Source organism: Pseudomonas sp. AP42, from assembly GCF_001728935.1.
GTDB classification, from domain to species: Bacteria; Pseudomonadota; Gammaproteobacteria; order Pseudomonadales; family Pseudomonadaceae; genus Aquipseudomonas; species Aquipseudomonas lactis.
The window spans coordinates 1-12,962 of record NZ_LYSO01000151.1 but is presented as its reverse complement, the minus strand read 5'-3'; the positions used below and the strand labels follow the sequence as shown (position 1 = coordinate 12,962).

Here is a 12,962-nt window from a genome sequence, read left to right as displayed (position 1 = left end):
AACACAACTGTGTTGACTGCCAGGCCGCCTTCGCGAGCAAGCCCGCTCCCACAGTTGGATCGTAGGGGGTCAGGTAGATAGGTGTCGGCTGACAGGCAGCCATCGCAGGCAAGTCAGCTCCCACATTTGGAGCTCGTGGGGGTCAGCTAAATCACCAGATAAGCCCGGCCCATATGGCAGGTAAGGTTGGCACCGACTTCGGCATTGCCCAGGTTGATGCCCAAGGCACCCAGCAAAGTATTAACGATGGGGTCGAGAATCGGCGACAACACATTCTGGATCAGCCCCACCACCGCCGTAGTGATAGTCGCCAACAACCCGGCGACCCCAGCCAACGCACCATTGGAGACAGTGCCGCTAGGCGGTGCGTAAGTCACCTGCAAGCCATTAAGCGTCGACACCAGGCTGCCGACGATATTGGCCGTGCCCGGCGCAAATTTGTAGGTGGGCGGCGCATTCATCTCGGCCACCGGCGCAAACACCATCGTGCTGGTTTGCCCGGCAATGGTGGAGTTGGCTTTCAACAGCAAACCGCCCCCCACATTCGGTGTACGGTTGGGACTGCACAGCAGCGTTAGAACGACACAGTAGCGCTCGCCAAAATCAATCAACCTCACCGGCTGCACATTGACTGCAGCCGAGGAAGAAAAAGCCGCCACCGGATCCACCGTACCGACCGCCAGGGTCGCCAGGGACGTGGTGGTTTTCACCGTCAAGGATTTAGAGGCCGGCGAGTCGCAATTGAAATCCGTGACATTGGTTTGCGCACTGCCGGCTTCAATGTAAATGGCCAGCGACGTCGTGACATCGACGTCAGCCACATTGCAGGCCACCAGGCACAACACCCCGCCAACCACCGCCGGCAGGTTGAGGTTCAACAACCCTTTGACCACCTGGGACACCGGCGTGCCCAGGCCCGTCAATATGGACGCCACGCCAGAGACCGCCTTGATGATCGGCGCCTGGACGGTCACCAACGTGCGCACTTGCGCGGTGCGTACAAAAATCTGATCGGTTGGCGGGGTATTCTGCAAGCCCTTCTTGGCCAATACAGGATTGCCAATCGCCGACAGCTGCGGCGGTTCGATGACCTTGGTCTGGATCGACACATTGCCCACCAACGGAATCGCGACCTGCGCCGCCGCACTCACCGCATTCTTGCTACTGGACAACTGCGCCACCGCTTCCAGCAGTTGAAACAACTGCACGTTGCTATTCAGCGCCGCTGTCGGCGTGCCGGTGGCGATGTCGACCAGGTCTCCCACGGTCAACAGCTTGCTGTTCGGCGCAATCGCTTGAATCGATATCACGTCATTGATGACCGCCGTGGCCGCCGCACCGTTTTTCTGCAAGACCTTCACCGCAGCGTCGATCAGTTGAGTCGCCGAGACCGCGGTACTGAGCAAGGCGTCATAGTCACCGGCCTTCACGTTTAGGTTGATCGCCAGTTGGTCCAGGTAACTGAGCAGGTTGACGTTGGTCTGCAGCAAACCGTTCCAACCCGCCGCCGTGAGCGACAGGTTACCGCCGAGCAGGTTGCCGATCACCAGGTTAAGCAGCGGGGATTTGCTTGAATCAACGCTGGCCAGGCTGCTGCGGATCGACAGCTGCGCCACGGGCGGCGGTGTCGCGGCGACGGCGGTGGCGCTCAAGTTGATCTGTGGAGTGATCGGCGCGCCGCTGAACAGGTTCCACAGGCCATTGGCAATGCTGGTCAGGACGGTGCGCGAGGCCACCACGCGGATCGCGTCGCTCTTAGTGGCATCGGCGCTAAATACGCGGGTGTTGAGGGCATTGGTTGCCAGGGTGCCGCACGTCACCGCCAGGGTGTTGCCATTACCGACCACAAACCCGTTGCGCGCGGCATTTTGCGTGGCATAGGCGTTGGCCGTGGTGTTGGTACCGCACTGGCCACCCAGACCTGCCGCCTCCAACGCCGAGGTGTCGGCGACGGACTGCAACTTGCGCTTTTCCAAATACAAGCGCCCGCTGTCGACCGCCAGCAACGTGAACACCAGGGCCAAGGCCAAGGTGCCTGCCGCCATCAAGCCAATTGCACCACGCTGCCTGGAGCCGAATCGGGGAGACATCGAAGCACTCCTGCGCTAACTCTCCGTTGCACTGGAGTGTAGACAAGGCTTCGGCAGGTTGCTGGCAACTCGCCACATTGGCGACTGGCGGAGATGCCGTAAATGTCGGCCCCCTAATACAACTCAGCTAAGCGAACGCTATGCTCAACACACTGAAGATCAAATGTGGGAGCTGGCTTGCCTGCGAAAGCGGTAGGGCAGTCACTGAAGCAGTGACTGACACACCGCTTTCGCGAGCAAGCCCACACACAGGGGTGAGAGGGGGTGATCAGCGCGGCGGGTAGTTGGAGAGGATCTTGGTCACAGTGCTGCGGATGGCCTTGTTGCGATCCTCGGGGTTCGGCGTGCTGGCCATCATTTGCTCGTCGCTGCCGCGCCACACCAGCTTGCCGTCCTTGCCGTCGAGCAGGTCGATCTGGATGGTCGCCACTTTGTAGGTGATGTTGCGCGTTTCGTTGTACATCGGCGCGCCCCAGTAACCATTCCACGGGCCGCCCCAGGCACCGCCATAGTTGGTGGTGACTTGCTGCTGGCGGTCTTCGACGATCAGGTAGGCCTGTACATTCAGGTCAGCCTTGGTACCCGTCGCCGCAGGACGCAAACCGCGCTGATCCAGCTGTTCGCCCACGGCCTGGCGGATGCGTTGCTCGGTGAGGTCGCTCTTGATTCGCGGGTCATCGGGGCGATACTGCAACGCCGGGTCTTTCCAAGCCCAATTGCGGTAGGCGCCGAAGTCTCGGCTGGCGTCGAAATCGTGGTTGACCTGGTTGCTCTGGCAACCGCCCAGCAACATGACAACAGCAAGTGCAGCGATGCGACGAAGCATGGTGTTCTCCAAAAACAACGTGGGCTTGTAATGAGAATAGCTGCTAACTGGGCGGATAGGCAGCCATTGCCTTCTGCATCGCCTTGCGCAAACTATCGGCGCGTTCGCTCAGGCTGCCCTGGCTGGTGGTTTCGGCGCTGGTGCTCCACACCGGCTGGCGGGTGCGCGCATCGAACAGGCTGATACGCGCCACGGCCACGGTCACCTCATAGGTGCGCACCACCGGCACGCTGTTGTACATGCCGTAACCGTTGCCATAGCGGTTATAGCCGCCGTAACCGTAACCATAATCGTCCTGGACCTGGCGCAGGCGTTTTTCCAGGCGTACATCGGCGCTCACCAGCAGGTCAGGCGCACGCTTGTCATGCAAGGGGCGCAAGCCACGCTGGTCGAGAGCGCCGCTGACCGCCTCGGCAATCTGCGCCGAATCGGCCCAGGCCGTGCCCGCCGGCAACTGGCCGTTGAGCCAGCCCCAGCTGCGGTAGGCGCCATAGTCGCGCACCGGCGCGGGGTAGGCGCTGGCATCAAAGGTAGTGGCCGCCTGGGCGGGCGCCGGCGGCATCGGTGCCGAACTGGCCACGTAAGGGTTGGGGCTCGAGCACGCCCCAAGGCCTAGAGACAACAGGATTAAACCGAGACGACGCATGTCGACCTCCCACGCTGGGCCGCTTAAACCGGGCGGCAGATCCAGTGCAAATATCGCCCAAGCCCGGCAAAGCTTGGGTGACGACGGTGAGCGAGCTCCATCTCCAACAAGTCCTGCAGGTTGGCGCGAGCCTGGAATTCCACCGGCATATAGTCGTGGAACACCCGTACGCCACTTTGGCTTTCGACCTGCCACAACCCTTCGAGTTGCGCCGCCAACTCCCGTGGGTCCAGGGGTTGTTGCGGCGTCAGGCTCTGCTTTTCGCCGGCCATGTCGTTCTTGCGCATTTTGCGGAAGTGGCCTTTGAGCAGGTTGCGGTAGATCAACGCATCACGGTTGTAGAACGCCAGGGACAACCAGCCACCCGGCAGCGTCAGTTGGTGCAGCACCGGCAGGATGGCGTGGGGCTCGGCCAACCACTCCAGCACGGCATGGCACAGCACCAGATCGTAAGGCTCGGTGAGCTGGCCGAGCAAGTCCTGCCACGGTGCATGAATAAAGGTCGCGCTTTGGCCCGCGTCAGCGAAGCGCTGGCGCGCACCTTCAAGCATCGGCGCGGCGGGTTCGGCCAATGTCACCTCATGGCCCTGCTCCGCCAGCCACAACGACATATGCCCCAGGCCTGCGCCAATATCCAGCACGCGCAACGGCCGCTGCGGCAAGGCTTCCACCAGATCAGCCTGGAGCACCGCCAGGCGAATCGCGCCCTTGGCACCGCCGTAGATCTTTTCGGCAAAGCGCGTGGCCAACTGGTCGAAATGACGATCACTCATGGGCAAACCGCCGTTCGCTGTCGGCCAGCTTGGCGCGTACCACTTCATTCATATCCAGGCCCAGTTCACTGCACAACAACAGCAGGTACAAGACGATATCGCCAACCTCCTGGCCCGCATGCGCGAGTTTATCGGCGGGCAGTTGGCGGGATTGGTCTTCGGTGAGCCATTGGAAGATTTCCACCAGCTCGGCCATTTCCACGCTGGCGGCCATGGCCAGGTTTTTCGGGCTGTGGAACTGCTTCCAGTCGTTGGTATCGCGAATGCGGTGCAGGCGTTCGGTGAGGTGTTCGAGGTTCATGCGGGGGGCTCCTGAATGGGTATAGCTTCAGGGGGATGGGGGATGAACGCAAGCCTCTGTAGGAGCGAGCTTGCTCGCGAAGAACCCCAAGACACCGCGTGCTTTCTGCCTGCACGCGTTATCGTTGACGTTTTTCGCGAGCAAGCTCGCTCCTACACCTACAGTGGGGGCTAGTCGACGACGTTAAACTCGAGCCTGGCGGTTTGACCGGCTTCATCCAATACGCTGAGCTGATAGCGGCCCAGCCGTTCAAAGCTGGCATTGATGCTGTCCTGATTGGCGCTGTCGCCCAACGGCGCACCATTGAGAAACCACCAACGCCGGCCACTGCCGCCCAACGCAGAGATTTTCAGGCGCAAGGCTTGCTGACTGGCAGCGGGCAGACGCAGTTGATCGCCTTCGCGTACCCCCACGATGGACAACGGCGATGACGCGGCCAGCGCCGGTGGTGGGCAGTCCGGATCAGCCGCCGGGATGCGCGCTTCGCGGCGCTCGACCCTGGGCAACCAGGGCTCCAACGGCGCCGGCCACAGGGCGATGTTTTGCGGGGTTGCGCCAGGGCAACGGGCATCGACCCGCAAGCCTTTGGCGTTAACCCAGATGCTTTCCATCAAGCCCACGCTCAAGGGTTGATCCAATGCCTGCAAGGTCGGCGGCGTGGTGTTGTCCAAGGTCCAGGCAAAACGCTGGCGGCGGCAATTGGGGTCGCTGCGGCTCATGGGCTGGCCCAGCGGCCAACAGATCGCCGCCACGCCGATATTGGCCGGCACCGGTTTGACCGGCGCGCTGATGCCGCGCTGGCTGTCGCGGTTGGTCAGCACGTCATGCACCTGCAACATCAACGGCGCTGCCGACGCCAGGCCGAACTGCCCCGGTACCGGCGTGCCATCGGGCCGGCCGATCCATACGCCGATCAGATAACGCGGGCCCACGCCAATCGCCCAGGCATCGCGAAAGCCGTAACTGGTGCCGGTTTTCCACGCCAGCACCGGGCGTTGGACCAACTCGGCGCGCGGGTCGCGGTCGGGCCGCGCCTGGCCGCTGAGGATGCGCCGCACAATCCATGCGGCGCCGGGCGACAGCAACGGCCGCTCCCTGAGCGTATCGTCCGGCTGTAACCGCAGAGTGGCGCTCTTGCCATCGCGGGCCAGGGCGCTGTAGCCGCTCACCAGGTCTTCCAGGCGACTGCCCGCGCCGCCGAGGATCAGCGCCAGGTTCGGCTCGGCCAACGCCGGCAACGCCAACGGCATGCCACCGATGCGCATCTGTGCGGCAAAGCGCTTGGGCCCATAGGCTTCCAGCAGTTGCACCGCCGGCAGGTTCAACGAGCTGGACAACGCCGTGCTCGCCGGCACCGCCCCGGTAAAGCCCATGGAAAAGTTGCCAGGGCGGTAATCGCCATAACGTCGAGGCACGTCCTGTAACAGCGATTCGGAGTGGATCAGGCCGTCATCCAACGCCATGCCGTAGAGGAAGGGCTTCAAGGTGGAACCGGGCGAACGCAGCGCGCTGATCATGTCCACATGGCCAAAGCGCTTGGTGTCATTGATATCCACCGACCCCAGGTAGGCGCGTACCGCCATGCTTTCTTCTTCCACCACCAGAATGGCCGCCGAGGTGTGTTCCGGCAGGCGTGCGCGCCAGCCCAACAGCAGGTCTTCGAGACGGCGTTGCAGGGTGGCATCCAGGGTGGTGCGGATCAGCGGCGGGCTGTCGGGGCGGTTCAGGCGGCGCGCCAGCAAGGGCGCCAGGCTCGGCTCCAGGCGTGGGGCGAGCAACAGGGGTTCCTCCAGGGCTTCATCAACCGCCGATTGTGGCCATACCTGAAACTCGGCCAGGCGGCGCAGCACTTTGTCGCGGGCCTCCTGGGCGCGCTGCGGATGACGGTCCGGGCGCAAACGGCTCGGCGCCTGGGGCAACACCGCGAGCAACGCGGCTTCGGCGTGGGTCAGCTGTGACGGCGACTTGCCCAGGTACGCCCAGCTCGCCGCCGCCACGCCCTGCAGCGTGCCGCCGAAAGGCGCGCGGTTCAGGTACAGGTTGAGGATTTCGTCCTTGGACAGGTGCCACTCCAACTGCGCGGTACGCCACAGCTGGCGTAACTTGCCGTGCAGGGTGCGTGAGTGCGGGTCGAGCAAGCGCGCCACTTGCATCGACAAGGTGCTGCCGCCGGAGACCACCCGCGCGCCGCTCAGGTTTTGCCAGGTTGCCCGCACCAGCGCCAACGGGTTTACGCCGGGGTGCTGGTAGAACCAACGGTCTTCATAGGTGAGCAGCGCGTCGAGGTAATAAGGCGAAACTTCGCGGGTGTGTACCGGGTAGCGCCATACGCCATTGGCATCGGCAAATCGCCACAGGGGCGTGCCATCTTCGGCCAGCACCACTCGGGCCAGGTCGTCCTGGGGCAGGGGTAAGGGCCAGATGCGATCGGCCAGCCATAGCAGGGCAACCACCAACACCACACCACCCAAAGCCCAGCGCAATAACTGTGGGAGCTGGCTTGCTCGCGAACGCGGTGGGTCAGTTGGCAGAGATGTCACAGGCACGCCGCCTTCGCGAGCAAGCCAGCTCCCACATTGAACTGAGTACATCCGCAGGTGATTAAACTAAAACTCAAACGGGCAAACCTCTATGCTTGCAGGGAACTCGCCTGCGTTATCGACAACCAAAGGCACAGTTACGCCCACCTTCTCATCAGGACACGCACATGCAGGTAGAAAGCTTTTTCGAATGGTTGGGCCAGGCGCTCGGTTCCGTCATCCGTTTTATCGTCGACGGGCTCAGCGGTTTGTTCGGGGCCTTGACCCACGCCGGCGGCAACTTTATCGACGGCTTGTCACGCACCCTGGGCATGGACACGTCGATCATCAGCATCATCACCCTGATCGTCGGCCTGTTGTTCCTTTACTCGGCGGTACGCGCCTTTATGCGGGCCTCGATCATCGTGGGCATCATCTGGCTGATGCTGGGGCTGTGGTTGCTGAGTTGGGTCGTACACTGACATTACAACCACTCGTCCCCCTCCTGTAGGAGCGAGCTTGCTCGCGAAAAACTCACAGACGCCGCGTTAATCCAGGAAACCCGCGTTATCGTTGACGTTTTTCGCGAGCAAGCTCGCTCCTACAGTGGCTTTCAGCGGCCCTTGATCACCATATCCACTGGCGTCTCACCCACTGCCTGCCAGTTCGGCCGATACATCGACTCCACCTGCGGCGGCGGCACGCGGTAGGTTCCCGGTGTCACCGCACGCGCCAGGTACAGCAAGTGCGTGGTGCCATAGCCATCCAGATTCATCGCCGCCACATAGCGATCATCCCTGAACTCCTGATGCTTGAGCGAGGCATTCTGCATCGACTCACGCCACTCTTTCACTTGGCTGCTGGCGTTCTCAAGGCTCGCCGCGCTTTGGGCCAGGTTCTGGTTTTCCAGTTCCAGGCCGGCAGGCAACAGGTCAACCACCAGAGCATCCGGTACGCGTTGCTTGGCGCTGACCGCCAAGTGCACCAGTACCAGATCACCGCTGTTGAGGTTACGCAGGTTCAACGGCTGGCCGTTCATGCCCAGGTATTCGCGGCGGATACTCAGGTTGTTGCCACCGGCCGCTGGCGGCACTTGTGGGTAACCCGAAACCGTCAATTGTTGGTACACCGGCGCTTCACCCTGATTGCTCAAGGCCAGGTCGCTGGACAACAACTTGCCGTCCAACTCCAACGTCGATTGCTGGTTGTTCAACTCACGCACACCGCCGCTGCCGGTGAGCGACACTTGCCAGTTCGTTTCCGGCTTGGCGAACCCGAGGCGCCCAGCCAGGAACAGCGAATTACGCTCCTGGGTAGACAGGTACGGGCTGGCCGCCAATTGGTCCGACAGGGTGAACAAACGCTCCTCGCGCTGGCCCTTGGCCAAGTCGTTCTCCTCCAGCAATGCCAGGATCATCGCCTGGTCGCGCAACGGGCTGCCGTAGTCGGCTAGCCATTCATTGGCATTGCGCTGCGCCGCCAACCCGGCCAACAACGCCTGATCCGCACGCGGCTGGTCACCCATTTTCTGCAGCGCAATGGCCAACTGCACCAGCGGCAAGCCGGAGCGTGCGTCGCTGCGCCGTTCGAATAGGCTGCGCAACGCACCCAACGGCGCCTGCTGACTGCGCGCCAACACCATGCCGGCATAGGCCTGCACGGCAAACCGGGTGTGTTCGGCATTTTCGCTGTACTCCACCTCGATCAGGTTACGTTCCTGCACATACCGCAACAGGCGCTCGCTGGCCTTCTTCAAGGCTTCAGGCGGTACGGCAAAACCCTGGTCGCGGGCGCGCAGCAGGAAGTCGGTGACATAGGCAGTCAGCCAATATTCTTCCTCGCCATCGGCGCCCCACAAACCGAAGCTGCCGTTGTAGCGCTGCATGCCCAGCAAGCGCTCGATGCCCAACTCGATCTTGCGCTTGCGCTCGGCATCCGGCTCGCCCTTGATGCTCAGGCGCTTGAGCAGCGCGTCGTCGGCGTACAACGAGGGGTACAAGCCACTGGCGGTTTGCTCCAGGCAACCGTAGGGGTAAGCCTTGAGTGCACTGATCTGCGCGCCCAGGTTCAACGGCGGCCGGCTAGACAGGCTCAACAATGCCTCACGCCCCGAGGCATCGAATTGGTCCAGTGCGCCCGACGGCAAGCTCCACGGCTGATCCTTGAGCACGGCGCGGTAATGCTTGAGCAAGGCCGGGTAAGCCGGGCGTACGCCCAAGGTCCATTCGCGGCTGAACGGCGGCAGGTTTTCACCCGGCAAGTCCAGGCCGTTGACGGTGACCGTGACCTTGCCCTGGCCGAGCCCGCCCCAGGCTTGTACCGGAATACGCAACGTGGTGCGCTGGCCTTGCTTGAGCTCAACCGACTGCGCGCCGCTGTTGACCAGTTGCAATTGCCCTTGCGCGGTCAATTGCACATCGAGCTTCTGAGCCTTGCCCGACAGGTTGGAGAGGTCCAGGGCCAAGGTGGTCTGGTCGCCTCCTGCCAGGAAGCGCGGTGCCGACAATTCGGCAATCAGCGGGGCGGCGATCACCGTCTTGCCTTCGGCCATGCCATAGCGGTCATCGCTCCAGGCTTGAGCCATCAGGCGCAGTTCGCCGTTGAAGTCGGGGATATTGACGCTAACTTCGCCCTCGCCTTTCTCGTTCAAGGTCACCGGCGCGCTTTGCAGGGCGACGATGGTTACGCTGGTGTCCGGGCGCTTGCCGCCTTTGGCCAACGCCGCGTCGCCACCAAATGCCAGGCTGGCCAGACGGCCTTGGCCGGCTTCGATCAGTTGCCCATAGATGTCGAACTGGTCGACCCCATAGGCTTTGCGGCCAAACAGGCTGGCGTACGGATCGGGCGTTGGGTATTCAGTGATATTGAGGATGCCCACGTCTACCGCCGCCAGCAGTACGTGCACCTGTTGAGGCACACTGCCATCGGCGTTCTTGGCGGCAATCTTCACCGTCAGCGGTTGTTTGGGGCGCATTTTTTCTGGCGCGGTAAGGGTCAGGCCGAGTTTGCGCTGGGTGCGATCCAGCGGCAGGTGCAGCAAGCCCACGGCGCGTTTAGGCGTGATATTGGCTTTGCGCTCGCCGGGGCGAATGACCAGGGCGCTCACATACAGGTCGTGGCGCGACCATTTCGGGTCGAGCTTCACCGCAAAGCTTTTGCCTTCGGCCGGCACGTCGATTTCCTGCCACCACAGCGGCCCTTCGGCAGACTCCACCAACAGGTAGCCTTTACCGGCCGCCGGTGGCGTGACGGTGACGTTGGCGGTGTCGCCATCGCCATAGGCGGGTTTGTCCAACGCCAGCTTGACCTGGTCGGGGCGCACGGCGCCGCCTTCGGTGTTGTCCTGGGCCTGGTAGCCGGCCCAGAAGCGCAGGCTGCTGACCAGCCCGGTCTGCGGGTCTTCAACCTCCACACGGTAAGGGCCCCACTCCACCTGGAAGCTGACCTTGGCGGTGTCGCCCGCCTTGATGTTCAGGCTCTCCTCATCGAGGTTGAGAAATTTCTCGTTGAAGTGGTAGCTCCAACCGTCATTCTCCGAGTAGTTCCAGTAGTAGTCTCGGCGCTCACGCACCAGGCGCACCTTGAGGTCTTGCGCGGCCAGCTTCTGACCGTCCTGGTTGGCCACCAGCACTTCGAATTCCACCGGGCCATCGCCGTTGGTTTCCTTGCCGTCAAACAGGCCACGCAGGCCCGGCAATTGCTCGGCCGGCCAGATCGGCTGCACCAGGCGCCGAGTGATCGGCCGCCCGCCGGACTCTTGCAGGCTGGCTTGCACGATCAGTTGCAACGGCGACTTGGCCTCGGCCCACTTGCTTTCCAGGGTCAGCGCTTGCTCACCATTGGCGTCGAGGACGCTTTCGTCCAGTTCGAAATCCTGGCTCAACTCTTCTTCGGTGACGGAACCGAACTGATAGCCCGGCAGAGATTTGACCGCCTCACGCAGCGGGCGAACATACACCTGGCCACTGACGCGGTTACCGGATGCGGGCGCGCCGTAGAGGTAACGACCGTTGACCTGGATGACCGGGTTTTCCTCTGGGCTCAGCGCCGTGTCACTGCCCTTGAGCTCCAGCGCCAGGCGCTCGGGCAGGAAGTCTTCAACGAGAAATTCATAGAGTTGCGGCTTGCCGTCGCCGAGGTCGAACACCAACTGCCAACGCCCGGTCGGCGCTTCGCCAGCCAGTTGCAAGGGGTATTGATACAGGCCGGACGCGTCGGCCTCCCACACGAACTTGCGGCTCACCTGTTCATCCGGGCGCCGCACTTCGACGCTCACCGGTTGCGGCTTCACCGCCTTGCCATCCTTGTCACGCAACAGCGCGTTGAGCAGCACGGTTTCGCCGGGGCGATACAGGTCACGCGGGCCGAACACAAAGAACTGCAACGGGTGGGACGGTTGCCCGCCGATATCGAACTCGGCCAGGTCCAGCGCGGCGCTGTCCAGGCGCAGCAGGCTGGTTTGCTCGCCCTGCTTGGCCAGCAACACCTGGGCTTTTTTCGGCAGCGGCAACTCGGCGTGGCCACCGTCTTCGGTCTTGCCCTGGCCGAGCACGCGGCCTTCGGCATCGAGGATTTCCAGTTCGACGCCGTTGAGCGCCTTGCCGCCTTCCAGTGCCTGGGTAAACACATCCAGGCGATTGGCATAGCGGTGCACCGACAGGCCGATATCGCTCAAGGTGAACAGGGTGGCCGGTTGCGAATAGTTGTAGGTGCCTGAAGCGCGCATCACCGCCAGGTACACGCCGGGTTGCTGCAGTTGTTTGAGGCCAGCAATCGGCAGCAACAAGGTTTCACGAGTGTTGCGCGCCGGGTTCAGGTCGAAACGCCCGCCGTAGACCAGCTCAGCCATCGGCAGCAGTTCACGGGACTCATAGCTTTGCAGGCTGGTATTGCGCCCCCACTGCGCCAGGAACGATGGCAGGGATTCGGGTTTGATCCGGAAGAATTCCACGTCGATCTTGTCGACATTCAACGCGATCACCGGCAGGCCCTCGGCCAGGCGCGTCGGCAACAACGTGCCACGGCTGGCGAAGCCGACGGTGGCTTGCAGGTCGCGGGTTTCCAGGCGGGCGCTGTATTCGGCGGCGAGGCTGTTGCCGTTGACCGCCTTCACCCCGGCGTCCACGGTCAGCACCAGTTTGCGCTGCGGTTCAAGGTGGCGCAGGCGCAATTCCATGAGGTTATCGGACAGTTCCCAGGCGCCATCGACCTTACCGGACGTGCTGTCTACCAAGTGCAGCTTGTCGGCGAATTTCTGATCGGGGTCCAAGGGGATGGAAAAACTCACCGACAAGGTGCTGGCCCCGTCCAACTGCACCTCGGACACGTCCACCACGCTCAGCTCACGCCCGGCATAACGCTGCTTGAGCGCTGCCACATCTACCGCGGCTTTCACCGGCTTCGGCGCTGCCGCCACGGTGGGCGCAGGCGGTGCGGCGGGTTTATCGGAAGAATCGCAAGCGCTCAGCAGGGCCAGCGCGCAGGCCAGGAACAGTCCTTTGTTAAGCATGGGGCACTCATAGTCAGAGGGAACCGAGGGGTGAACTATATATCAGCGCCGACCAAGCCGCTGCGGTGCCGGTCACATTGACCGACGGAGGGGCGGTTGGTTCTTGGTGGGCATGAAGCCGAGCCAAATCCCACAACCATTGGCGATCAAGATCAACATGTGGGAGCAACTGGCTTGTCTATCCACACAACTTTGCAGCCTGTAGCACCCGACGGTAACCACGATGCGAAGCGAGCCGCTCTTGATCTGCTTTTGATCTGCTTTTGATCTGCTTTTGATCTTGATCTTAAGCGCCCCG

The 12,962-nt window shown here is 62.5% G+C and carries 9 protein-coding genes; 1 reads left to right on the top strand and 8 read right to left on the bottom strand.

Annotation, left to right across the window (positions count from 1 at the left end; translation table 11 throughout):
- Positions 1-146: 146 nt before the first annotated feature.
- The 6 genes from A7K61_RS28550 to pbpC all read right to left on the bottom strand — a co-directional run bounded on the left by A7K61_RS28550 (position 147) and on the right by pbpC (position 7,119).
- On the bottom strand, positions 147-2,090 hold the full coding sequence (locus A7K61_RS28550; RefSeq protein WP_069558856.1) for a pilus assembly protein TadG-related protein: 1,944 nt from the start codon (positions 2,088-2,090) through the stop codon (positions 147-149).
- A gap of 268 nt (positions 2,091-2,358) precedes the next feature.
- A complete protein-coding gene (locus A7K61_RS28545; protein WP_069558855.1) occupies positions 2,359-2,916 on the bottom strand; it encodes a DUF4136 domain-containing protein in 558 nt (185 codons plus the stop codon).
- A gap of 43 nt (positions 2,917-2,959) precedes the next feature.
- Complete coding sequence (locus tag A7K61_RS28540; protein WP_003188213.1) at positions 2,960-3,562, bottom strand: DUF4136 domain-containing protein; 603 nt, start codon at positions 3,560-3,562, stop codon at positions 2,960-2,962.
- Positions 3,563-3,585: 23 nt separating this feature from the next.
- Complete coding sequence (locus tag A7K61_RS28535; RefSeq protein WP_003188212.1) at positions 3,586-4,335, bottom strand: methyltransferase; 750 nt, start codon at positions 4,333-4,335, stop codon at positions 3,586-3,588.
- Positions 4,328-4,636 carry a MazG-like family protein gene (locus A7K61_RS28530; protein ID WP_003188211.1) on the bottom strand — a complete coding sequence of 103 codons (309 nt, stop codon included), beginning with the start codon at positions 4,634-4,636 and terminating at the stop codon, positions 4,328-4,330. The genes A7K61_RS28535 and A7K61_RS28530 overlap by 8 nt, the downstream gene beginning before the upstream one ends.
- Positions 4,637-4,806: 170 nt before the next feature.
- Positions 4,807-7,119 (bottom strand): peptidoglycan glycosyltransferase PbpC, encoded by a 2,313-nt coding sequence (gene pbpC / locus A7K61_RS28525; protein ID WP_083263135.1) that lies wholly within the window; start codon positions 7,117-7,119, stop codon positions 4,807-4,809.
- A gap of 224 nt (positions 7,120-7,343) precedes the next feature.
- Here pbpC and A7K61_RS28520 point away from each other — a divergent pair, with 224 nt between their 5' ends.
- Complete coding sequence (locus tag A7K61_RS28520) at positions 7,344-7,637, top strand: hypothetical protein (protein ID WP_003188208.1); 294 nt, start codon at positions 7,344-7,346, stop codon at positions 7,635-7,637.
- A gap of 131 nt (positions 7,638-7,768) precedes the next feature.
- Here the strand turns inward: A7K61_RS28520 and A7K61_RS28515 are convergent, their stop codons facing one another.
- Entirely contained in the window at positions 7,769-12,664 is a 4,896-nt protein-coding gene (locus A7K61_RS28515) for an alpha-2-macroglobulin (RefSeq protein WP_069558854.1), read from the bottom strand.
- A 72-nt stretch (positions 12,665-12,736) separates the two neighbouring features.
- A partial coding sequence (locus tag A7K61_RS33360; RefSeq protein WP_218188556.1) for a hypothetical protein occupies positions 12,737-12,962 on the bottom strand: 226 nt, incomplete at its 5' end.

Bases quoted from the DNA above. Each gene is read 5' to 3' on its own strand.
- A7K61_RS28550 (WP_069558856.1), bottom strand. From the start codon at position 2,090: ATGTCTCCCCGATTCGGCTCCAGGCAGCGTGGTGCAATTGGCTTGATG.
- A7K61_RS28545 (WP_069558855.1), bottom strand. From the start codon at position 2,916: ATGCTTCGTCGCATCGCTGCACTTGCTGTTGTCATGTTGCTGGGCGGT.
- A7K61_RS28540 (WP_003188213.1), bottom strand. From the start codon at position 3,562: ATGCGTCGTCTCGGTTTAATCCTGTTGTCTCTAGGCCTTGGGGCGTGC.
- A7K61_RS28535 (WP_003188212.1), bottom strand. From the start codon at position 4,335: ATGAGTGATCGTCATTTCGACCAGTTGGCCACGCGCTTTGCCGAAAAG.
- A7K61_RS28530 (WP_003188211.1), bottom strand. From the start codon at position 4,636: ATGAACCTCGAACACCTCACCGAACGCCTGCACCGCATTCGCGATACC.
- A7K61_RS28520 (WP_003188208.1), top strand. From the start codon at position 7,344: ATGCAGGTAGAAAGCTTTTTCGAATGGTTGGGCCAGGCGCTCGGTTCC.
- A7K61_RS28515 (WP_069558854.1), bottom strand. From the start codon at position 12,664: ATGCTTAACAAAGGACTGTTCCTGGCCTGCGCGCTGGCCCTGCTGAGC.